The sequence below is a fragment of the Phormidesmis priestleyi ULC007 genome, from assembly GCF_003003695.1.
Lineage (GTDB): Bacteria > Cyanobacteriota > Cyanobacteriia > Leptolyngbyales > Leptolyngbyaceae > Phormidesmis_A > Phormidesmis_A priestleyi_A.
In genome coordinates this window covers 1-20,720 of the sequence record NZ_PVWG01000024.1, presented here as the reverse complement: position 1 = coordinate 20,720, position 20,720 = coordinate 1, and the positions used below count along the sequence as shown (strand labels likewise).

At 47.0% G+C, this 20,720-nt stretch carries 21 protein-coding genes; 12 read left to right on the top strand and 9 right to left on the bottom strand.

Going from position 1 to position 20,720, the window contains the following annotated elements:
- The first annotated feature begins 355 nt into the window (after nt 1-355).
- Entirely contained in the window at nt 356-706 is a 351-nt protein-coding gene (locus tag C7B65_RS17670; protein ID WP_073072977.1) for a YbaB/EbfC family nucleoid-associated protein, read from the top strand.
- A gap of 83 nt (nt 707-789) precedes the next feature.
- The gene (locus C7B65_RS17665; RefSeq protein ID WP_073072975.1) at nt 790-1,278 is read left to right on the top strand and encodes a low molecular weight protein-tyrosine-phosphatase; all 489 of its coding nucleotides are present in this window, start codon (nt 790-792) and stop codon (nt 1,276-1,278) included.
- A gap of 138 nt (nt 1,279-1,416) precedes the next feature.
- On the opposite strand, the gene C7B65_RS17660 is transcribed toward C7B65_RS17665, so the two are convergent.
- The gene (locus C7B65_RS17660) at nt 1,417-2,073 is read right to left on the bottom strand and encodes a response regulator transcription factor (RefSeq protein ID WP_073072973.1); all 657 of its coding nucleotides are present in this window, start codon (nt 2,071-2,073) and stop codon (nt 1,417-1,419) included.
- A 272-nt stretch (nt 2,074-2,345) separates the two neighbouring features.
- On the opposite strand from C7B65_RS17660, the gene C7B65_RS17655 reads away from it, so the two are divergent.
- From C7B65_RS17655 to C7B65_RS17645, 3 genes are read left to right on the top strand one after another with little or no spacing between them, the layout of a single operon-like run.
- Nucleotides 2,346-3,320 (top strand): hypothetical protein, encoded by a 975-nt coding sequence (locus C7B65_RS17655; RefSeq protein ID WP_073072971.1) that lies wholly within the window; start codon nt 2,346-2,348, stop codon nt 3,318-3,320.
- Nucleotides 3,317-3,706, top strand: a complete 390-nt coding sequence (locus C7B65_RS17650) for a hypothetical protein (protein WP_073072969.1) — start codon at nt 3,317-3,319, stop codon at nt 3,704-3,706. Before C7B65_RS17655 ends, C7B65_RS17650 begins: the two co-directional genes overlap by 4 nt.
- 25 nt (nt 3,707-3,731) lie before the next feature.
- Complete coding sequence (locus tag C7B65_RS17645) at nt 3,732-4,148, top strand: hypothetical protein (RefSeq protein WP_223257403.1); 417 nt, start codon at nt 3,732-3,734, stop codon at nt 4,146-4,148.
- A 184-nt stretch (nt 4,149-4,332) separates the two neighbouring features.
- Here C7B65_RS17645 and C7B65_RS17640 read toward each other — a convergent pair whose 3' ends face one another.
- Genes C7B65_RS17640 through fraC form a run of 3 tightly spaced genes read right to left on the bottom strand, consistent with a single transcriptional unit; the run spans nt 4,333 to nt 6,731 of the window.
- On the bottom strand, nt 4,333-5,133 hold the full coding sequence (locus C7B65_RS17640) for an ABC transporter permease (RefSeq protein WP_073072966.1): 801 nt from the start codon (nt 5,131-5,133) through the stop codon (nt 4,333-4,335).
- Nucleotides 5,134-5,141: 8 nt separating this feature from the next.
- Nucleotides 5,142-6,155: a DUF5357 family protein gene (locus C7B65_RS17635; RefSeq protein ID WP_073072964.1), complete on the bottom strand. Its 1,014-nt coding sequence runs from the start codon at nt 6,153-6,155 to the stop codon at nt 5,142-5,144.
- A gap of 33 nt (nt 6,156-6,188) precedes the next feature.
- Nucleotides 6,189-6,731 carry a filament integrity protein FraC gene (gene fraC / locus C7B65_RS17630; RefSeq protein ID WP_073072962.1) on the bottom strand — a complete coding sequence of 181 codons (543 nt, stop codon included), beginning with the start codon at nt 6,729-6,731 and terminating at the stop codon, nt 6,189-6,191.
- A 558-nt stretch (nt 6,732-7,289) separates the two neighbouring features.
- On the opposite strand from fraC, the gene C7B65_RS17625 reads away from it, so the two are divergent.
- The 3 genes from C7B65_RS17625 (at nt 7,290) to C7B65_RS17615 (ending at nt 10,974) form a co-directional block, all read left to right on the top strand.
- The gene (locus C7B65_RS17625) at nt 7,290-8,657 is read left to right on the top strand and encodes an acyltransferase family protein (RefSeq protein ID WP_143162068.1); all 1,368 of its coding nucleotides are present in this window, start codon (nt 7,290-7,292) and stop codon (nt 8,655-8,657) included.
- 135 nt (nt 8,658-8,792) lie between these two features.
- Nucleotides 8,793-9,665, top strand: coding sequence for a sterol desaturase family protein (locus C7B65_RS17620; RefSeq protein WP_073072934.1), 873 nt, complete (start codon nt 8,793-8,795; stop codon nt 9,663-9,665).
- Nucleotides 9,666-9,843: 178 nt separating this feature from the next.
- Entirely contained in the window at nt 9,844-10,974 is a 1,131-nt protein-coding gene (locus tag C7B65_RS17615; RefSeq protein WP_073072932.1) for a cob(I)yrinic acid a,c-diamide adenosyltransferase, read from the top strand.
- 184 nt (nt 10,975-11,158) lie between these two features.
- Here C7B65_RS17615 and C7B65_RS17610 read toward each other — a convergent pair whose 3' ends face one another.
- On the bottom strand, nt 11,159-11,836 hold the full coding sequence (locus C7B65_RS17610; RefSeq protein WP_073072931.1) for a type 1 glutamine amidotransferase domain-containing protein: 678 nt from the start codon (nt 11,834-11,836) through the stop codon (nt 11,159-11,161).
- A gap of 92 nt (nt 11,837-11,928) precedes the next feature.
- On the opposite strand from C7B65_RS17610, the gene C7B65_RS17605 reads away from it, so the two are divergent.
- The 4 genes from C7B65_RS17605 to cobW all read left to right on the top strand — a co-directional run bounded on the left by C7B65_RS17605 (nt 11,929) and on the right by cobW (nt 16,526).
- A complete protein-coding gene (locus C7B65_RS17605) occupies nt 11,929-12,807 on the top strand; it encodes a LysR family transcriptional regulator (RefSeq protein WP_073072929.1) in 879 nt (292 codons plus the stop codon).
- A gap of 66 nt (nt 12,808-12,873) precedes the next feature.
- Nucleotides 12,874-14,196 carry a glutamate-5-semialdehyde dehydrogenase gene (locus tag C7B65_RS17600; protein ID WP_073072927.1) on the top strand — a complete coding sequence of 441 codons (1,323 nt, stop codon included), beginning with the start codon at nt 12,874-12,876 and terminating at the stop codon, nt 14,194-14,196.
- A gap of 447 nt (nt 14,197-14,643) precedes the next feature.
- Entirely contained in the window at nt 14,644-15,360 is a 717-nt protein-coding gene (locus tag C7B65_RS17595) for a biliverdin-producing heme oxygenase (RefSeq protein WP_073072925.1), read from the top strand.
- 113 nt (nt 15,361-15,473) lie between these two features.
- Entirely contained in the window at nt 15,474-16,526 is a 1,053-nt protein-coding gene (cobW, locus tag C7B65_RS17590) for a cobalamin biosynthesis protein CobW (protein ID WP_073072923.1), read from the top strand.
- Nucleotides 16,527-16,586: 60 nt separating this feature from the next.
- Here the strand turns inward: cobW and C7B65_RS17585 are convergent, their stop codons facing one another.
- The 4 genes from C7B65_RS17585 to C7B65_RS17570 all read right to left on the bottom strand — a co-directional run bounded on the left by C7B65_RS17585 (nt 16,587) and on the right by C7B65_RS17570 (nt 20,664).
- Nucleotides 16,587-16,901: a Mo-dependent nitrogenase C-terminal domain-containing protein gene (locus C7B65_RS17585; RefSeq protein ID WP_073072921.1), complete on the bottom strand. Its 315-nt coding sequence runs from the start codon at nt 16,899-16,901 to the stop codon at nt 16,587-16,589.
- A gap of 671 nt (nt 16,902-17,572) precedes the next feature.
- On the bottom strand, nt 17,573-19,132 hold the full coding sequence (gene crtH, locus C7B65_RS17580) for a carotenoid isomerase (protein ID WP_073072919.1): 1,560 nt from the start codon (nt 19,130-19,132) through the stop codon (nt 17,573-17,575).
- 194 nt (nt 19,133-19,326) lie between these two features.
- On the bottom strand, nt 19,327-20,007 hold the full coding sequence (locus tag C7B65_RS17575) for a type I restriction endonuclease (RefSeq protein ID WP_219898630.1): 681 nt from the start codon (nt 20,005-20,007) through the stop codon (nt 19,327-19,329).
- A gap of 285 nt (nt 20,008-20,292) precedes the next feature.
- Entirely contained in the window at nt 20,293-20,664 is a 372-nt protein-coding gene (locus C7B65_RS17570) for a hypothetical protein (RefSeq protein WP_106254082.1), read from the bottom strand.
- Nucleotides 20,665-20,720: the final 56 nt, after the last annotated feature.

The window sequence follows — 20,720 nt, the reverse complement described above, 5'->3', positions numbered from 1 at the left end:
TCAGTTCGATGAGTTTTCTCGCTTCGTCATTCAGCGCTTCAGCCCCCTAAATCCCCCATTTTGGGGGACTTCAGACCTAGACTTTCAGTTCAAAGTCCCTCACTGGTGGGGGATTTAGGGGGCGTTCCAGAGGTGCAACCGCAGCGCAGGATCTTATCGAATTCACGTTGATTTAATTCACGATCCTGGTTTGAGCAAGATTTTCACCCGACCGTCTCAGGCAATGTCATAATGGAATCTGTTTGGCTTCCATCACGATCGCGTGCTATTCTCATTGCCTGGATGACGCACGATGGAACCGTCATCAAATCAGAGCATTCTGATTAACACTCCACTCAACCCCACGTAGGAAGTTATGTCACAAGGACAGGGATTTGGCTTTGGTCTGGGCAAAATGAAGGAACTGAAAGAAGCCTTCCAAAAAGCTCAACAAGTTCAAGAAGGGGCAAAGCGCCTTCAAGAAGAACTTGAACAAATGCGAATTGAAGGCGAATCGAGCGGTGGATTGGTTAAGGTTGTGCTGAGTGGCAATCAAGAACCGATCGATGTCACCATCTCTGCCGATGCGCTGAAAGAGTCGCCAGAGCTAGTTGCAGATTTAGTCTTAGCAGCCATGCAAGATGCTTATAGCAAATCGACCGCAACCATGCGCGAACAAATGGAAGAACTGACTGGCGGGCTAAACCTGCCTGGCATGGGGATGTAACGTCAGACCGTTCACCTGTTTTTCTCAACCGGGCTAACCGATTAATCTAAAATACGGTAGCCCGGTTTTTGCATTCAAAAAAGATGACTTATAAACTACTTTTCGTTTGCCTGGGCAACATTTGCCGATCGCCCTCGGCAGAAAATATTATGAATCACCTGATTCAACAAGCGGGGTTAGCCGATCAGATTCAGTGCGATTCTGCGGGCACGTCAAGCTATCACATCGGCAACCCGCCCGATCGTCGCATGAATGGGGCTGCCAGACTTCGAGGCATTGAGCTAGTCGGTCATGCCCGTCAGTTTACAAAAGCTGATTTTGAAGAATTTAACCTAATTTTAGCGATGGATCGCGACAACTATGAAGGCCTTTGTGCCCTCGATCGATCGGGTCGATATGGGCAGAAGGTGCGCTTGATGTGTGATTTTTGCACCCGCCACACGCTTAGGGAAGTTCCTGATCCCTACTACGGGGGTGAAGAAGGCTTTAATCAGGTGATTGACCTGTTGTTTGATGCCTGCGAAGGGTTGCTAAATTGGGTTGTAACCGAAGAAAGGTTGGCGAAAAAATAAACTGCCTGATGGATTCAACATCTTCAGCAAAATCAACAGGACTTACGCATTTTGACCAAAACCTCGGAGGTTTAAGCCACTCTGTCGATCAGATGCTTGATTCTTGGTTAAAACCTTCGCGGTTTGTGTAAGCCCTAATCAACTTAGTAAATGATGCACCATTGCAAACCGAACTAACTCGGCTCGATTGCTGGTGTCGGTCTTTCTGAGCAGACTACTGACGTGTTTTTCAACCGTGCGGGGACTCAGATGAAGCTTGTCTCCAATTTGACTATTCGAGAGTCCTTCGCTTAAGAGATACAACACTTCTGTTTCACGATCGGTCAGGTCTACTACGACCGTTGGCTCATAGATTGACACCTTGGCAGAGGCTTCATTAACTCCAACTGCCTGCACCCGCGATCGCCACTCAGACTCAATCATCTGCGATCGCTCTAGCAAATTGCGAACGACAGCTCCTAGCTCAGATAGCTCAAACGGCTTGGCTAGATAGATATCGCAGCCAAGCTGATAGCCCAAAACCCGCTCTTTAGGGTCGGTGCGTCCGGTGAGAAAAACCACAGGCAACAGACGCAAAGAAGGCTGCCGCCGCACCTGTCTGACCAGTTCATAGCCATCCATCTGGGGCATTGTGATGTCTGTCACTATCAGGTGAGGCTGATAAGTTTCGACCATCCCAAGCGCCTCCTTGCCGTTCTCAGCCGAAATAACCGAGTAGCCAGAGGCTTCAAGATAGTCGCCAATTGAAAGGCGTGTGCCTGAATCGTCATCAGCAACCAAGATCGTCAAGGGCATGGAAACACGTCAATTTGCGAACTTAACCTCTAGGGTAGGTCAAGTTCACATCAAAAATCGGTGAGTCTTAGCATTAAGCGGCGGTTAAGTCGCCAACCGACTCAAATCATGATCTCATAGTAGAAAATTAGTCACCTCAATGGGTGATGGCTTTGCGCTTGAGCGGCTGATGTCTCAATCCCGGCTTGACAGAGTGATGCTAGTATGTAGATACTATAAATAGTACTATTATACTATACTAATCCTTAAATTCGCTAGACTCAGGAGCCAACATGAGAGAACTGAAATCAGAAAGTCAGATTCAGCCCGATCAAGGAGAGCCTGGTGTTAAATCCTCTGAATCAAAAGAAAATTCCTCTGACCTCGATCGAGCAGAAGCAGACAGTTCCGCCCTTGCCGATCTGACCACACCAGTGCAAGAGGCTGCCCCCGCCCGCAAGCGTCGCGCAACCACCCCAAAGACTGTCGCCAAAACCAAACAGCAGACTTCTCTCAAAGCCAAACAAGCGACACCTAATCAGGTCAAGTCAATTTGGGAGCCAACTCAGCCGTCGATCGTGGCCCGATTTCAGATCTTAGAGCAAGAATTGCGACAGCTAAAAACGCAAGCAGATCAGATCAACCAACAGTCGATCGAGATTCAATCCGAGATGCAAGAACTGCGGACGATCGCTCATACCGCTCATCCACAGGCTCCGGCAGTGACGAAGCAAACGCCGTCTCCCCCAGCGTCTGGTCAATCGGCCGAACTCAACATTCCGCCATTTTTGCGCGATCGTCGTGCCTCTAAAACTGAGCCTGTTGCAGCCGCGACCCCTTCAAACGACAGCACAGTCATAGCATCTGCTGATCAGTTAGTCGCAATGCAGCCCAAAATTGCCTCAACCAACTCTTCAGAAACGCCGCCTAGATTCTCGACTTCTCCACGCCCCCAAATGGCGGTTCCGCGTCGTCGCACCCTCCGCTATTATTGGAAGCGACTTCAGCCTCGGCTGCAACTGCCGCAAAGGCCAGGGGTGATCGCGCTCGATGCCGTGATCTGGACATTGACTGCCACAGGTCTACGCATTGGGCTAACGCTGCTGACAAAAAGTTTGCCTTTCCTAAATTTGCCGATCTTTCTCCTGCTGTTTTGCCCAGCCGTGCTAGCAGGTTATCTAGCTTTCTGTGTGCCCAAGTCTAGCCCAGTCTTGATCTACCGTCTGCTGCTGCTGACTCTGGGGCTGTTGATCGGGGGGAAGTTATGACACACTCCCAGCCAAGACGTTTTAACCGTAAACAACTGCTGGCAGGAGGAGCCGCTCTGCTGGCACTAGGGCTGTTTGCTGACCTGCGAGGCTTACCTTCTTTTGGCACAAAACCAGGTACCGAACTCTGTCCATTAACCTCGTCTCCTCAGGGTAAGCTGACTAGGCAACAGGTCGCTAAATTATTGACCGTGGCAGAAGGCGATCAAAAAACCAAAATTCGGGAAATTGTGGGTGAGCCTGCTTGTAAATTGCCAAGTTTGCAAGTGCGATCGGGATCAACGGCTGAACGAGAAGTTTATGCTCTAGAATTTGACCCACAAAGGCAGATTGTGGTTCTCTATGAGGGTGATCAGTATGCAAGCTATAAGTTTTGGTTGCGTTAGGGCAAGACTGATCCTCTTCGGTGCATTGCTTTTTTTGATCGGCGGCTGCAATTCTCAACCATCCGGTCAACCCCCGATCGACATTCAGCTATTTCAAAAGTGGGAACTGCAACCCGGAGACACGATCGCTGGCTACAAAGTCTTGGGCGGGTTGGGAGACATTTCGATCGCGCTGAAAGGTAGCCCTGTCTATGCCCCGTTTGATGGCGAAGCGCAGATAGACAAGCGAGGCTGTGTCTTCTTCTCGACCGCAGAAATTCCTGCCTACAAATTTCGATTTTGTGGGCTAAACGCGCCCCAACTTGGAAAACTGCGGCAAGGAGACACGATCGGCAGTGGTGACACGATGCAGTTTGCTGCCCTTCGCAAACAGCCCGATGGCAAGTGGGCGATCGTAGAACCTGCCAAAAGCATCTTAGAACGGACGCTCAAAGCCTCTTAAAACGATGTCAGTTCGATGAAGCTTTTCGCTACGGTTGCAAATTCAGGTAGCCCCCTAAATCCCCCACAAGTGAGGGACTTTGAACCTCAGTGCTGGGCTTGAAGTCCCCCAAAATGGGGGATTTAGGGGGCAGAAGCCGCTGAGAACGAAGCGAAAAACCTCGTCGAACTAGCGTTAAAACGGGTCAAAACTCGCGAGTGGAAAAGATGAGCGAGGCGATCGTCAGCACCAAAATCGTGTAAATCAACGCATACAACGCATTGCTAACTAGCACATCGGAACTAGGAATTAAGTGATAGGCAGCTTGGTTTTTTAAATCCAGACGGGCGAGATCGGGAAGTACAAGATAGAGTCCTTGCGTGACGGACTCGATCGACGGATTTTTTGCCAACTTGCCCAACGTCACCAGATCTCGACTGAGTTGCCCCATTAAATAAATCGCAAACGTAAACAGAATGGCTAACAGAGAACTCGTGAACACGCCAAACCCGATCGCCACTGCCGTAATCAGCGATAGCTGCAAAAACAAAAAGCTAGAGGAAATTAAAATATCTCGTAACGAGAAGGGAACTTGGTAGAAAGACAGGATTAGTAGCGCGATCGCAGTCATCGCCGCGACCAACACCGCCAACACCGCAGACAATCCCCAGTGTTTGCCGATGATAAACTCTGCCCGGCTAACAGGTTTGGCAATCAAAACAAAGACGGTGCGCTTCTCGATTTCTTTGTTGACTAATCCAGTTCCCACAAAGACGGCGATCACCAAGCCCAACATACTCATCGTCGCCAAACTCAGATCTAGCAGGATTTTTTTCTCAGTAGTGGCAGCAATTTCGGGTAAGAGTCGCCCTGCTAGCATCAACGCCAGCGCATAGAATCCGATTAGATAGAGGATGCGATCGCGAATCACTTCTCGAAAAACATTCGTCGCGATCGTCACCACTCTGCCCAGGGTGCTGCCCACGCTGACTACGTGCTGTGTCATAGACTTCCTTAAGTTGGCGTTTGTGGAGGAATTGGTAGAGGCTGACTGGGCGCTTCACATTTAACGGTGCCGATCGCGCGCGATCGCGTCGTAGACCCCGCAGACGAGCTAACCTCAAAATCGGCGGGTGGGCCGGCTTTGCGACCTTGAGTGATCTGACACGCCTTGGTAATGTAGTAGCCTTCTGTCTTTGCGCTCGGCCCTTGCCAAATCGCTTGCAGTTCTAAAGTATATTGGGTATCGGGCAGCACTCGTCCGCGCAGATCCCACAGGTTGCTTTCAGACAGAAGCGGCATCTTTGTGTGCGCGTCAGCAGCTAATTTGGGTATTTCTTGATTTAACTGTTCTGGAGATAGCCAACGTTCTACGTCTCCCCAAGGCTTGCCTTCTAAGCGAGTTTTTAAGCTTTGTTCGGCAGCATCTAAGAGATCGATGCCCTTGATGTCTGGCTGACTTTGAGGGTTTAGCGCCACCACAAAGGCGCTGCGTCCAAAATCATCAGAGCGAATGCTTGGATAAGCGACCAGCCAATCTTGCAGCAAGAAATGCAGTTGAAACCAACAGCTAATCACCAGGTTGCTCAAGAGCATCAAAACGATATCTTGACGAGCAGCAGGCGTAGGAACCGTGTAAGTTGGTGTTTTCTTGTCAGGGTCAGTTTTGATAAACCGAGGAACTGACCAAATTAGCGCTGAAACCGGAGGCCAGCTAATAAAGGAAGCCGGAGTTGGGGCACCGTTCCAACTGCCGAATAGCCAAAGACAGACGATCGCGCCTACAATCCACGGCCCAGTAAATAGCCCGTTAAACGTCAGCCTTTTCTTAACCGTTGAGTCGTAGGTAAACCACCAAACCCCGATCAACAAAAACAGCCAGCCAAAGTTAGCAATGATGGTTTGAACGGGCGAGTGGGTCATGCCTGCCACAATCACTGAAAACACGCTCAAGGCAATAAAAGTTTGCCAAGATGCCCAACCAATCTCCTTCAAGCGTTTCTGAATGTTTTCAAAAAATTTGGTCATGATGCTGATGAAACAGGGCTAGACGTTGAGCGATTAGAAGGTTCCGAAAGTTTGATCAAAAAGTAGGCGAATGCCAATCAGCAGCGTGATGGCGCTAAAGCTAATCGCATTTGCCCACAAAACGGCTAACGGACGATTGGGCACCGTGGCAAAAGCAGCTCTCTGGGCGCGTCTTCCTTGAAACTTGGCGGTGGCTCTGGCTTCGGTTTCTACATCTTTTTTCATGCCGAGCAGCAGTTCTAGCCAGGTAATGCCTTCGAGTTTGACCAAAAATGTGGCGATAAAGCTGATGAACGCGAGTCCGATCAAGAGGGGAGGATTAGTGGTCAAGTCAAAAAAGATGTAGCTGATGAGCTGCGATCGTAGCTCAGGTGACAGCAGTGGCTCGACGATAAAAAACAGCATCCAGCCAATCACGGTTGACAGCAGATTGGTCGTCGCCGCAAATTGAATGCTGATTTTTCGACCGATTCCTAAACGGTTTCGCAGCACCATCGATTCTAGGGCGATCGCAGTCACCAAAAACAAAAGTTGAAACAGCACCGCCCGCAAAGGCAAGACATCAAAAGAAGACATGATCAAAAAAAGAGTAGGACGATCGCTCTGAGCTTCGCAAAGTAAATCAGCATCGTGAACACAGACGATTTTACGTTTAGTCGGCTGATCTGCACAGAAAGTTTGAAAAAAGACATCAATTCTCTACCCCTAAACATCTTTTATAGTTTGACCGCTAGATGTAGCGTCGAGTGAGCATTAACCTGCTAATCTTATCAGGGTCAAGTTCGTTACAATAAAGCTGCACGCTGCTGCAATCGATCGGTCTGGGCATTCACAATTTTCTCAAACCTGTGTGCTGCGGTTTCTTAAAGAACCTGGACGCATCTAATGATGAAGATGCCTAAGATCACCTAGCCAATCACGATTGACAGCAGATTGGTTGTTGCCACAAAATATACTCCAGGTTTCTGACCATCTAAACGGTTTCGCAATACCATTGATTTTAGAGCGATCGCCAGGTAATATGCTGATTGAAAACATGAAGTTTGTGGGGAAGTAGAACAAACGCAGTCGCTGTGAGTAAGGGCGCTACATTGGTCTGCGTTTTCGCCTGAAAATTTAGTGAGGTTTCAGAAATTGCTGACGACTTGGCGCAAGAAGTCTTCACGCTATGGGCGTTCAGGAGACTACTTAAATCAGTTTTCAGTATCTTCTCAGACGAGTACTGGCTCAAGGCCCACAACGCTAGAAGAATTCAAAATGATTCCCTTAGAAGCAAAGAAAGCCGAGTTTGGGTCGCCCTTGAGGGTAGAGTTTGTGGATGGATTGCGGGGAACGGCGGCTCTGATTGTTCTGCTGTGGCACGTCATTGCCGTATTTTCTCCAGCAGCAGCTAATGGGGTCAGTAGTATTTCTCACTCATCGTGGGAAGTTTTTCTCTTCCATTCGCCAATCACTTTCTTCTACAAAGGAAGTTTTGCAGTTTGCTTATTCTTTGTTCTAAGCGGCTTCATTCTAACGCTGAGTTTTTTTGAAGCAGGCGATTCATCTATTATTTATATCAGAGCTTTATCACGTTACACAAGGCTAGTCATTCCGGCTGGTTTTTCGTCTTTGTTCGCTGCTCTCTTAATTAATTTTAATCTTTATTATATTCAAGAACTGTCGCTATTGAACGGAGCTAATCAGGTGCTTGACTACACTAATCTCTTTAAATTACCAGTTGATATTACACACCTCTTGAAGAGTGTCCTGTTAGATGTTTGTTTCGGGAATAGCGAATTTTCAGAATTATACAATCTCGTTCTGTGGACAATGCCAGTAGAATTTCTAGGTTCAATTCTGGTTTTTATATTTTCGTTGTCTGCATACAAAAGTAAATTCAGCCTCATAAATATAGTAGTTATTGCATTCTTTTTCTTAATTATTAATAAGAGATTTGAGATTTTTTTACTTTCCTTTTTGATAGGAGCTACTTTAGCCAGATTTCATAGATCTCTACCCCGGTTCAACTCTATTCAGGTTAGTAGCTTGTTGCTTGTATCTCTATATTTGGGTGGATTTGGTGAGTCGTCAAAATCCTATGCCTATTTGACTGTTCTTAAACCATTACTTCTTAGACTTAATCTTGATATCAATGTTTTTATGCACTTTCTAGCATCTGTAATTATGCTTTATTTAGCGATTACTAGTGAAAGTATAGGTTCCTTTTTTTCTAAACGATTTTTTGTCTACTTTGGCTTTATTTCTTTTCCCTTATATCTAATTCATCAACCACTGGTCAACTCACTGTCTTCATGGATCATTTTAAGATGGGGATCTACCTTTGGTTATAACCTTGTTTGCCTAGTTTCTTTTCTAATTCTAGTGGCGGTAGCTATCCCATTCGCTCACTTGATGAAAATCACGATTGACGACTTCGCAACCCACTGGTCTAAAACGATCGCAAAGAAGCTGCTGATTCTCCTTAAAAAGAGCTACATCATAAGACTATCTAGAGGGTGAACCAAACAAGCATCCTTGAGCAAAGCTTTCTGCAGCAGGTAAATCTAGTTCATCGGTTGAAATCTTTGTTAAACTGCTCATATTGAGCTAGGCGAGAGTTCATAATCTAAATCTTAAGATACCAAAGTGTTGCTCATGGTTGCTTACTTCTCTTTAGTTTCAGACAGAGCAGTCGAATACATCAAAATGGTGGCGATCGCGTCATTCATTCTCATCATCTTTGAGCTGCTTTTTCCAGGAGAGAAGCAATCATTTAAATCTAAGTTAAAAGGGGCTTACTTTTGGATTGTATATATCTTAATCACCGTCGCTCTACAGACTCTTATAGAACAATTACTGCTTATTAATCATTACCAATCCCTCTTCCATTTGAACTTGTCTGAGCTTTCTCAATCACAAAACTCCATCTACAAGGCTGTAGGGCTGATACTGCTACCTTTCATTCCTTATTTAGTTGCTGATTTATTCTATTACTGGTTTCATCGGTTGCAGCACTCTAATCATTTTTTCTGGCAGTTTCACTCAGTTCATCACTCGCTTAGAGAGATGAGTGCCTTTAATGATGTTCACCATTTTTCAGAAGAAATTTTTAGAATACCGCTGATGATCATTCCTCTGAAGCTTTTGGTTGAAATCGATATCGGTGAAACAATGGCGCTCTTTATTCTACTTAGAGGGTGGGGTCAACTCATTCATTCAAACACCAGTTTCAATTTTGGCAAACTTCAATATCTATTTGTAGATCCTCATTTTCACCGCATCCATCACTCTCGATTTAAAGAACATCGTGGCAAGAACTACTCAGCCGCATTTTCGTTGTGGGATGTTTTGTTTGGAACAGGATACTTTCCGAAAAAAGGAGAGTATCCGCCAACTGGTTTAGACTATGTTGGTGAGCCTGCTAATCTTCAAGAATTTCTGTTCAGACCTTTCTCAGGCAAGATGGTTCGCTCAGGGAGTAGTCTACTAACAAGCGCTGCGAAACTCAAGAATAAGAAACTTCGTTAAGGATCGTGAGTTAAACAAAATCTAATTTTCTCAGGTCAGATTGAAGGACGAAATCTCAATGCTTCGATTATCTCACTGAACAATTCTTGGGTTGAGGCTTTGCGAACTTCAGCATATAGAGTGTCGGCGTTATTTAGCCCACATTCCTCTGATAGAAAACCATGTATGAATCAAGGTTATGACCAGAACGGGCATTGGCATTCGGACGGCTCAAGCGCGATCGGAGCGGATGATCGGGCAGATCCACGTTTATGATGGTGCCGGGAAGGGAAAGTCTCAGGCGGCGTTGGGCGTAGTGCTGCGATCGATTGGTCTGGGCATTCACAATTTTTCTCAAACCCGTGTGCTGCTGCTGCGGTTTCTCAAAGGGCCCGGACGCACCTATGACGAAGATGCAGCGATCCAGGCACTTCAGCGCGGTTTTCCTCATTTAATTGACCAGGTTCGCACTGGGAGAGCCGAATATTTTGGGGCAGACGAGATCACAAAGTTCGATCGTCAAGAAGCTCAACGCGGGTGGGATGTGGCAAAAGGCGCGATCGCATCCGGTCTTTATTCAGTCGTGGTCATGGACGAACTGAACCCGGTTTTGGATTTAGGATTGCTGCCGATCAACGAAGTGATCAGCACCCTCAAGCGCAAGCCCGAACCGATGGAGATCATTGCTACAGGTCGAGGCGCACCTCAAAAATTAGTTGACATTGCTGACTTGCATTCAGAGATGCGACCGCTCTATCATCCCGCCGCAAAACCAGGCATCGCAGGGATCGAAATCTACGCCGGGTCAGGAAAGGGCAAGTCTACGAGCGCGTTAGGCAAAGCATTGCAAGCGATCGGTAAGGGCATTGGGCAAGACAAATCTCACCGAGTTTTGATTATGCAGTGGCTCAAAGGGGGGGCAGGCTACACCGAAGATGCGGCGATCGCGGCACTGCGCCAGATTTATCCCAGTCTGGTCGATCACCAGCGATCGGGGCGCGATGCGATCGTCTGGCGTGGACAACAGCAAGAACTTGACTATGTTGAGGCAGAACGCGCTTGGGAAATTGCCCGCGCCGCGATCGCATCGGGACTTTACAAAACCATTATTCTGGATGAATTAAATCCGACGGTAGATTTGGAATTGTTGCCCGAAGAACCGATCGTGCAGGCACTGCTCCGCAAGCCTCGTGATACTGAAATCATCATCACCGGACGGTGTAAAAATCCTCTAGCATACTTCGACCTGGCCACGGTTCATTCTGAGATGATCTGCCACAAACACTACGCTGAGAAAGGCATCGATCTCAAGCGCGGCGTAGATTTTTAGCAGAAATGGCTGTATGTGAATTCGATGAAATTTCTCGCGGCGATTGCCAATCCGGGAACGCCCTAGCCCCCAATTCTAGGGGAATCGGAGTTCAAAGTCCCCCAGAATTGGGGGATTTAGGGGGCTGAAGCCCTGAAGAACGAAGCGAAACTACATCGAACTGACGTGGCTTTAGGGGTGGCGCTTACGCTTTAAGCAGCTTTACCATTTGTTCACCAACCCCGGCTGCTGATGCAGGATTTTGTCCTGTGACCAGTCGATCGCTGACCACTACATGAGACTCAAAATTCGCAGCTTTGGTATGAGTGGCACCGCGATCGGTGAGTGCTTCTTCTAGAAAAAACGGCACGACCTCAGATAAGCCAACTGCCGCTTCTTCGTCGTTGGTGAAGCCTGCTACGGTTTTGCCGCTGACTAAATAATCACCGTTAGACAGCTTGATATTCACCAACCCCGCAGGCCCGTGACAGACTGCGCCAACGACTCCACCTTGTTCGTAGATTGTGGACGCGATCGCCGCCAATTCTTGATTCTCTGGGAAGTCCCACATCGTTCCGTGTCCACCTGCATAAAAGATGGCATCATACTTCGTTGAATCAACTTGGGCAGGAGTCAGCGTCGTCTCAACCTGAGCAACTTTTGCAGCATTCTCTAAAAACGCTTGATTAAGCGGATCTTTTAAATCAATGCCGATCATTGGTGCTTTGCCCCCTTTTGGGCTGACGTAATCGATCGAGAACCCCGCCTTCTCAAACGCCGCTTCGGGATGGGTGACTTCAGGTAAATAAAACCCAGTTTCTTTGCCCGTGTTGCCTAGCGTGTCATGACTAGTCAAAACGATTAAAACTTTTTTAGCTGGCATAAAACGCTGTCTCTGAGTGGATTCCTCCCATCCTAGAGGCGCTTTATCTAAAAGTAAAATTATGAAAACTAGAGTTTGCTATAAATATATTTATGGTTGATTTTGAATGGTATCGCAGCTTTGTTGAGGTTTATCGAGTAGGCACAGCATCAAGAGCCGCCCAGGTTTTGCATCTAACCCAGCCTGCGATCAGTCAACACATTGCCGCTCTAGAATTTGCACTGGGATATTTGTTGTTTCAGCGATCGCCCCGCCGCATGATTCCCACCGAAGCAGGAAAACGGCTGTATACGCAAGTTGCTGCCGCGATCGAGCAACTCGAATCAATTCCGACTAAAAACACTGCATTAAACGCCCCTCAAATCATTCGCATCGGCACCCCTCAAGAGTTTTTTATCGAGCGAATTCTCAATCAGTTACCCAACGATGGACTCTACACAATTCGATTTGGGTTAGCTCAAGAACTCGTTGAGCAATTGCTGGCAGGACAATTAGATGCCGTGATTGCAACCCAAAAAATTACCCGTGCTGATCTCGACTATCAACTTATTTTTAGTGAAAACTTTTGGCTAGTTGCGCCTCCCGAAACCGTAATTCCGATTTCTCACGACATCTTGCAAACTGATCTAACCCAGTTAGAGCAATGGCTCAGAGGTCAAGCTTGGATTGCTTATGGTGAAGACTTGCCGATCGTGCGTCGTTTTTGGCGGGTGGTCTTTGGGCACAGAATAGACCTCAAACCCAGATTAATCTTGCCCGATTTGCGAGGAATTCGACAAGCGATCGCGGCTGGTTTTGGCTTTAGTGTGTTGCCAGATTATTTATGCGAAAAATGGATCAGTGAAAATAAATTAACGCTAATTCTAAAACCAGTGAATGCGATCACCAATCAGATTTGGCTGGTGACGAGAAAGCGTGATCAATCACTTCAACAAACAAAATTATTGATTGCTTTGAAAATTAATGGCTAAAAGCCCGATCGCACGATTCTTAAAATGTACTAATCTGAAGATCTAAAATTCTAGTTCTTTCTGCCCATGACTGTCTCGCAAGCTGCTGCTTCAAATCCGCTAAGTGAAATCTTGCTCGTCACTTTGGCCCAAAACACACGCAACGCCGCCCGACATTTGGGGACGCAGCCCAGCGAGGTGAAGAATCAAGCGATCGCTGCCATAGCAAATGCCTTAGAAGCCAACGCCGCCGAAATTCTCGCCGCCAATGCCGCCGACTGTGAAGCTGCCCAACTAGCCGGAATCGCCCCCGCCCTCTATGCACGATTGAAACTTGACGAAGCGAAACTCAAGGGCGCGATCGCCGGAGTGCGTGACGTGGGTAGATTAGCTGACCCGATCGGAGTCATTCAAATCGATCGCCAACTCGACGAAGGACTGATTCTCAAGCGCATTACCTGTCCGCTAGGTGTGTTGGGCGTAATTTTTGAGGCACGACCCGATGCCGTGATGCAAATTTCGAGCTTGGCAATCAAGTCAGGAAATGGCGTAATTCTCAAAGGTGGCAAAGAGGCAATTCGTTCTTGCGAAGCCCTTGTAAAAGCGATTCATCAAGGGTTAGCACAAACAGAAATTGATTCATCAGTTGTGCAACTCTTAACCACACGAGAAGAAACGCTAGAGTTATTAAAACTCGATCAATATGTAGATTTAATTATTCCTAGAGGCTCAAATTCTTTTGTGAGATTTGTGCAAGAAAATACGCGAATTCCAGTACTAGGACACGCAGAAGGAATTTGTCATTTATACGTCGATCGCACTGCCAATATTCAGAAAGCGATCAAAATTACAGTCGATTCTAAAACACAATATCCAGCAGCTTGCAACACGATCGAGACTCTACTCGTGCATCAAGCGATCGCATCAGAGTTTCTTTTAGAAGCAGCCTCTGCATTGCAATCAAAAAATGTAGAACTACGAGGCGATGAACGGACTCGTGAAATTCTTAACATCGCTGCTGCAACAGAATTAGATTGGGTAACTGAATATAGTGATTTAATATTAGCAATCAAAATTGTCGATTCTTTAGAAGCCGCGATCGAGCACATCAATACTTATGGGTCGCGGCACACAGACGCGATCGTCACCGAAGATTCAACATCGGCTCAAACCTTTCTGGCTCAAGTCGATGCGGCGGGTGTCTATCACAACTGCTCAACTCGTTTTGCAGATGGTTTTCGCTACGGCTTTGGTGCAGAAGTGGGCATCAGCACTCAAAAAATGCCCCCGCGTGGGCCTGTTGGTTTAGAAGGACTCGTCACCTACAAATATCAGTTAGTAGGTAACGGTCACATCGCCGCAACCTATTCTGGAACGAACGCTAAACCCTTTACTCACGGGGATTTGTAGAGCGCTCCTCAGTCAACCACCCACCGCTAATCGGAGTACCGATATAGCGGGGGCTTGAAAAGCCCACAGTTGACCAGCCTAAGTCTTAACTGACTCCGTTTTTAGGGTCACGATACCGATAAATGCGTCGCTAGTTTGTCGCTCTATCGCTGACGGTTAAACCAAAGCTACTGCCATGCAAGCTCTAACAACCAGTTTTACCCTGTCCACGGTTAAATCAGGGCTTGAGGCTCAAAATCTGCTTAAATTTTGTCCGAAGCATTATTTGATGTAAGAATTTGTAATAAAAACGCTCATCAAATCAGATTAACGTAACAAAAGACGCGGATATTACCAATTTTGAACTTTGGATTTAAGAGTCTCACAGCTTCAAATCCGAGGTTTAAATTCGATTGACCTTTGAGGCTTGACACGCCAGCAAACTACTTTAAGGTTGGGAAGTTTAGAATGAGCAGTAATCTAGCAACGAAGCTCCGCGAGGGCACCAAGAAAGCGCACAGCATGGCGGAGAACACAGGATTTATCTCGTGTTTTCTAAAGGGCACTGTTGAGAAAAATTCTTATCGCAAACTGGTGGCGAATCTTTACTTCGTCTACTCAGCGATGGAAGAAGAGATGCACAACCACCGCGATCACCCCGTTCTCGGCAAACTCTACTTCCCAGAGCTAGACCGCAAAGCTAGTCTAGAGCAAGACCTCGCCTATTATTTTGGCGCAAACTGGAAGTCAGAAGTTGCGCCGTCTGAAGCCACAAAACTTTATGTGCAGCGCATTCATGAGATTGCTGCGACTCAGCCAGAGTTGCTGATTGCTCACCTTTATACTCGCTATATGGGCGATCTATCCGGCGGGCAGATTCTTAGAAAGATTGCTCAAAATGCGATGAACTTGTCTGACGAAGAAGGCTTGGCGTTCTACTCGTTTAAGCAAATTCCTGACGAGAAAGCCTTTAAGCAAATGTATCGTCAAACGCTCAATGAAGTTGCAGTCGATGAAGCAACGGACGATCGCATCGTCGAAGAAGCCAACGACGCTTTTGGCATGAACATGAAAATGTTCCAAGAGCTAGAAGGGAATTTGATTAAGGCGATCGGCGTTCAGCTATTCAATCTGCTGACTCGCAAACGCAATCGTGGCAGCACCGAATTGGCAACGGCTGAATAATTCCTCTTCTGACTATTGATCAACGCTTTGCGTTATTTTGAATCCTGGCGGTTTGGTGATTTTCTAGTTGAGAACCATCAAACCGCCAGGATTCTAGCTTGAAAGGAGACAACATGGCTGCAAAAATCCCAGTTACGGTGATCACGGGGTTTCTAGGAAGTGGTAAAACAACGCTGATTCGCAACTTGTTGCAAAACAATCAGGGCAGACGCATCGCCGTTCTAGTCAACGAGTTTGGCGAACTGGGAATCGACGGAGATTTGTTGAGATCTTGCCAAGTCTGCCCAGAAGATGAAGAAGAGCCTCAATCCAATATTGTTGAGCTGACAAACGGCTGCCTTTGCTGCACTGTCCAAGAAGAATTTTTGCCCACGATGCTAGAGCTTCTCAAGCGCCGAGATAGCCTTGATTGCATCTTGATCGAGACTTCTGGATTGGCACTTCCCAAACCTTTGATTAAAGCTTTTCGTTGGCATGAGATCCGCAATGCTGCGACCGTCGATGGCGTGATCACGATCGTAGACTGTGAAGCCGTTTCATCTGGGACTTTGGCAAGCGATTTGCAGGCAGTCGAGGCCCAGCGGCAAGCCGATCCCAACCTCGACCACGAAACGCCGCTGCAAGAACTCTTTGAAGACCAGTTAGCCTGCGCGGATCTCGTAATTCTCAACAAGACAGATTTGGTGAACGAAGACATTCAAGCTCAAGTCAAAGCGCTCGTGCAGCGCGAACTGCCTCGATCGGTGAAAATTGTCTCAAATGGTCGAAGTCAAGCGCTCGACTCTGATTTGTTGCTCGGCTTTAATGCTGCCGTTGAAGATGACTTAGAAGCCCGTCCCAGTCACCACGATTTTGAAGAAGACCACGAGCACGATGATCAGATTGTCTCGACTCACGTTGTGTTGAATCGAGCTTTCGACCCCTCGCAGTTGAAAGCGCAGTTAGAAACTTTGGTGCAACAGCAAGAAATCTATCGAGTCAAGGGATTTGTTGCCGTTCCTAATAAGTCAATGCGGTTGGTAATGCAAGGCGTGGGATCGCGCTTTGAGCAATTCTACGATCGCCCCTGGCAACCCGAAGAAGCGAGACAAACCCGCTTAGTTTTTATCGGACGGGATCTGAGCCATGAGGCGATCGAGTCCCAATTAGTCGCGTTACCTGCCTAGAAGTTTTTGCCCTTGGTTGTGAAGTGGCTGAGGGCACTACCTCTGCATCGCATTCAAGCATTAGATAGTCTCACCACATTCATCGACTAGATAGCAAAGCGCGCGAAATCTCAAGCCAACGAACTGATCGTAGAGCGGGTTAAGCTTGCACATCGGCGGGATGTGGGCGACTTTTCGACCAAAGAGATTGATATCACGCTCAAAAGGACATTGAGCCGGGATCGCTTTGCAGATCAGGCGGGCGAGTTGCCGATCGTGAATTTCAACCCCGTCTAACCACTGACGAATTGGATTCAGTAAATTAAAGCGCGGTTGGTTTGGGCGATGAGAATGAAGTGATGAGATCGCTGAAAACGTTAGTTCTGTATTAGACATGAAACCACCTTTGTTGCCTGATTAAGTCAATCTTTTCTAGATAAATATGTTGAGAGAGTAGTTGTTAACGGTTGAGTTGGGTCTCAACTACAAGATACATACAGGAAGTTGGGTTTCCGTAAAGATAGGAATAGAATTACTGAACTTTCAGTTAAACTTCAGTAAACTAGCTGAACGTGAACAGTCCAAAGACCTCTCTACATCGAGAGTCCAGCTTTCTCTAGCTTTAATTCAACGTGTGAGTTAAAACTAGCTAAATGCGTTCTTACTTCTATTGATAAAGGCTGTTATTAAAACTTGGCAGTATCCAAAAGGGTAGTAATTCTCTGGGATCACTCAAAATGTATCTCTCGCGATATTCACCTTTCGACATAAGTAGAGAATTCTGTAAGCTACGGATGTAAATTTGTAATTTTAGCTACAAATTTATTAGGTTCGCGCTTACAGTTCGCCTTGATGGAATAGTTGTGAAATAGTTCCCTTAAAGTCAGTTCGATGAGTTTTTTCGCTTTGTTCTTCAGCGCTTCCGCCCCCTAAATCCCCCATTCTGGGGGACTTCAAGCCCGGAATTTAGGTTCAAAGTCCCCCAATTTTGGGGGGATTTAGGGGGCAACCCGGATTTGCAACCGTAGCGAAAAGCTTCATCGAATTCACGTTCCCTGAAAGTTGTCTTACAACCCTAAGTCAGTCGCAACGCGGTGGGCACAGGCAAACCCAGAAAACGCCACCGCATTTAAACCCTGCCCAGGAAACGTGCTATCGCCGACACAATAGAGATTGGCGATCGCCGTTCGGTTAAACGGCATGGTCAACAATCCGGGCAGTTTGCGAGCGGGGATCGGTCCATAGGTGCCGTTGTCGCGACCCAAAAAGCGGCGGTGAGTTCTAGGGGTGCCGACTTCTTGATAATCTAAATGCTGGCTCAGGTTAGGAAAGATCGTTTCTAAACGATCGATGACTCGCGCTGCCGCCGCTGCTTTTTTAGCTTCATATTCGCTAGGCGACAAATTTTGCCAGTTTTCGATCCAACTAGGCGTAAAGGTGTGAATGATGTGACAACCGTCTGGCGCAAGACTCGGATCGAGCAACGTCGGAATCGAGACAAAAATAGTTCCTTGTTCGGCTTCCATCGTGTCCCAGTTTTCTAGCAAAATGTGATGACATTCTGTGCCGATCTCCAGCGCTTCTGATTTAACACCGAGATGCAAACTTAAAAAACTGGGAGATTGCTGATAGCGTTGTTGCCACTTTTTCTCAGTTTTGGGCATCTGAGAAGCGGGAATCAGTTTCTCGAAAGTGTCCCAGCGAGTGGCATTAGAAATAATTCGTTTGGCTCGATAGGTTTGACCAGACGTGAGTCTAACCCCAACTGCACGCCCGTTTTCGGTCAAAATCTCGGTGACTCTAGCTTTATACTGAATCCGACTACCCGCCTTCTCTAAGCCTTCTACCAGCTTTTGAGCAATTTGACCCACGCCACCCTTGGGATAATTGATGCCGCCATAGTGACGATCGCTAAACACCATTCCCGCATTAATCATGGGAGTCTTGTCTGCCGGAACCACCGACCAGCAATAACACTCCATGTCAATAAACTTCAGCAATGCGGGATCTTTAATAAATCGACGAGCAATATCTCCGGCATTTTGGGGCAAATATTTCACTAACCCCAAACAGGCGAGAGGATGCTGGAAAAACACCCGCGTCAAATAGCCTAATTCTTCCAGCGACAGTAGATCCATGACGTTGAGGCAATTAAACACCTTCCAACACTCACCATAAAACTGCCGAATTCCCTTTTCTTCGTGGGGAAAATGCCCGATCAGTTCTTGTAAAAACTTCTCATAGTCTTTGTGGACTTTTAGCTCTAAATCGTCTGGCAGGTGATAGTGAATCTGCACCGGGTCGGGGATGGTTTCAATGTCCATACCGACAGCATCTAGCGCACGAGTCAACAGATTAGTCGTGCCCTGCTTGCCAAAGCCAAAAATCATCGATGCGCCGACATCAAAACGATAGCTCGATTCACCCTCTTGAGACGATCGCTCAAAATAACCCGCACTGCCGCCAGGAATCACATAGCTCTCTAACACTAAAACGCTGGCTCCTTTGGCGGCAAGCTGAGTAGCGGTCACTAACCCACCAATGCCAGAGCCAATGACGATCGCGTCATAGTCTGCAGGGGATTGCTGGTCACGAGAAGCCTGAGAAGCGGTTGAAACAGAAGCCATGAACACTGATCATAATGACACTGTTCTTAGTGTATCGGAGTTGAGTACGGGCAGCGGAGGGATGTCACAAATGGCTGGGAGTGCGAAAGCCGCCTCGAATTACGAGCGAATCCAACGATTTCTGTGGGGTTTGCTTAAACAGCGATTGCTACACCAGTCGTGACGCGCGATCGAAAATGGAGAGTACGCTGTTATTAGCGATTGCTGAAATCCAAAAGCGACAAAGCACTTAATTGGTCGATCGTGCAATGATTTGACCCAGATGTTTGAGAACTTGAAACGCCGATCAGTAGTTCACTGGCTACTGTATAGATCGAAAAGGCTCGTGACAAATCGTACTGCGGTGTCGGTTGAGAACTGAGTTTCACAAATAAAACATCATCGCCATTGGTCAACACACCAAACGTTGGCTGGTTTAGCGTTGGATTTGACATCATATAAGCCAATGCTTGAGGCAATGCCGATCGGGCTGAAATCGTCGTTTTCCTAGACTCCAGAACCATCACCCAAAGCTGGGTTTGCAAAATCAGAATATCAATCCGCCCTCGCAGAGTTTCTTCCCCATCGTCGATCGAAACTTCTACAGCAGCTTCCGCTTTCATTTTGAACGGTGGATCGTAAAAGCCTGTCAGTTCTAACAACGGCGAAGCCACTAACAGCGTCACTGCACCTTCTAACAAGTCCCCATCGGCTCGATGATACAAAAGCCTGCGTCGTAAAACTGTTAGCGCATCGTGTTCCGCTTCGGTCAGATCAGGCAATGAGGTTTGCCATTCAGTAAAAAAGTGTTCATCTTCAATCCGCCGCAATCCAAACCTTGCTTCTGCATCAGCCAAGCTCTTAATCGCGTCTGTAACGGTCACAGCTTTCGCCATCGACTTACTGACAGACCTCAAAAATTACTCAGTCCTCGTGATTCTAGCAAATGCACGAATTGAGCTTACAAGCTTGGCGACAATACAGAAGGGTGATACCAATTTCAAAAACAATTGCGACAGATGGAACGATTGCGAGAGGGCATGGCACTGCCCATTGGTGTCAACTCAGGTTCAAATCGTTGTGATGCCTGGCTTGCCGCCCTCATCCCCAAGGGGAGAGATTCAGGGTGAGGGCAATTTAAGTCTGTCTACTTAATTGGCGGCTTCCTAACGCTCAACTTCCTAGAGTTGAATGGTGGTTTTGTTGTGCAATTCCTCCACTTGAATTAGTGAACCGTTACCGATCGCGATGTTGAACTTCACTAAAGAACGTTCAACTTGATATCCCGGCAACACTCGAACGGTTTGATATTCAGTCATCAAATCACTCGTGCCATCCCATTTGAACAATGCCAGTTGGTTTGACGCAATCTCACTCAGTTGTGAAACAAACTCTTCAATGCTGTCCCTCACATTCACGAGAATGCCAGACGAAAGGAAGAGATAACGCTCTTGCAAATCCAAAGTCACACTAACCCGATACCGTTTTTCGGTTGAGCATCGCAACTCAAGAGTGAACGAAATCGAGCCAGGAACGATCGTCCTAACTCCCATATTATTTTGTCCTCTCGGTTAATTCAAAGAGGACAAGAATGCTGATTTCTCAGACA

Excerpts from the sequence above, each read along its gene's own strand:
- C7B65_RS17670 (WP_073072977.1), top strand. The coding sequence starts at position 356 with ATGTCACAAGGACAGGGATTTGGCTTTGGTCTGGGCAAAATGAAGGAA.
- C7B65_RS17665 (WP_073072975.1), top strand. The coding sequence starts at position 790 with ATGACTTATAAACTACTTTTCGTTTGCCTGGGCAACATTTGCCGATCG.
- C7B65_RS17660 (WP_073072973.1), bottom strand. The coding sequence starts at position 2,073 with ATGCCCTTGACGATCTTGGTTGCTGATGACGATTCAGGCACACGCCTT.
- C7B65_RS17655 (WP_073072971.1), top strand. The coding sequence starts at position 2,346 with ATGAGAGAACTGAAATCAGAAAGTCAGATTCAGCCCGATCAAGGAGAG.
- C7B65_RS17650 (WP_073072969.1), top strand. The coding sequence starts at position 3,317 with ATGACACACTCCCAGCCAAGACGTTTTAACCGTAAACAACTGCTGGCA.
- C7B65_RS17640 (WP_073072966.1), bottom strand. The coding sequence starts at position 5,133 with ATGACACAGCACGTAGTCAGCGTGGGCAGCACCCTGGGCAGAGTGGTG.
- C7B65_RS17635 (WP_073072964.1), bottom strand. The coding sequence starts at position 6,155 with ATGACCAAATTTTTTGAAAACATTCAGAAACGCTTGAAGGAGATTGGT.
- fraC (WP_073072962.1), bottom strand. The coding sequence starts at position 6,731 with ATGTCTTCTTTTGATGTCTTGCCTTTGCGGGCGGTGCTGTTTCAACTT.
- C7B65_RS17620 (WP_073072934.1), top strand. The coding sequence starts at position 8,793 with ATGGTTGCTTACTTCTCTTTAGTTTCAGACAGAGCAGTCGAATACATC.
- C7B65_RS17615 (WP_073072932.1), top strand. The coding sequence starts at position 9,844 with ATGACCAGAACGGGCATTGGCATTCGGACGGCTCAAGCGCGATCGGAG.
- C7B65_RS17610 (WP_073072931.1), bottom strand. The coding sequence starts at position 11,836 with ATGCCAGCTAAAAAAGTTTTAATCGTTTTGACTAGTCATGACACGCTA.
- C7B65_RS17605 (WP_073072929.1), top strand. The coding sequence starts at position 11,929 with ATGGTTGATTTTGAATGGTATCGCAGCTTTGTTGAGGTTTATCGAGTA.
- C7B65_RS17600 (WP_073072927.1), top strand. The coding sequence starts at position 12,874 with ATGACTGTCTCGCAAGCTGCTGCTTCAAATCCGCTAAGTGAAATCTTG.
- C7B65_RS17595 (WP_073072925.1), top strand. The coding sequence starts at position 14,644 with ATGAGCAGTAATCTAGCAACGAAGCTCCGCGAGGGCACCAAGAAAGCG.
- cobW (WP_073072923.1), top strand. The coding sequence starts at position 15,474 with ATGGCTGCAAAAATCCCAGTTACGGTGATCACGGGGTTTCTAGGAAGT.
- C7B65_RS17585 (WP_073072921.1), bottom strand. The coding sequence starts at position 16,901 with ATGTCTAATACAGAACTAACGTTTTCAGCGATCTCATCACTTCATTCT.
- crtH (WP_073072919.1), bottom strand. The coding sequence starts at position 19,132 with ATGGCTTCTGTTTCAACCGCTTCTCAGGCTTCTCGTGACCAGCAATCC.
- C7B65_RS17575 (WP_219898630.1), bottom strand. The coding sequence starts at position 20,007 with ATGGCGAAAGCTGTGACCGTTACAGACGCGATTAAGAGCTTGGCTGAT.
- C7B65_RS17570 (WP_106254082.1), bottom strand. The coding sequence starts at position 20,664 with ATGGGAGTTAGGACGATCGTTCCTGGCTCGATTTCGTTCACTCTTGAG.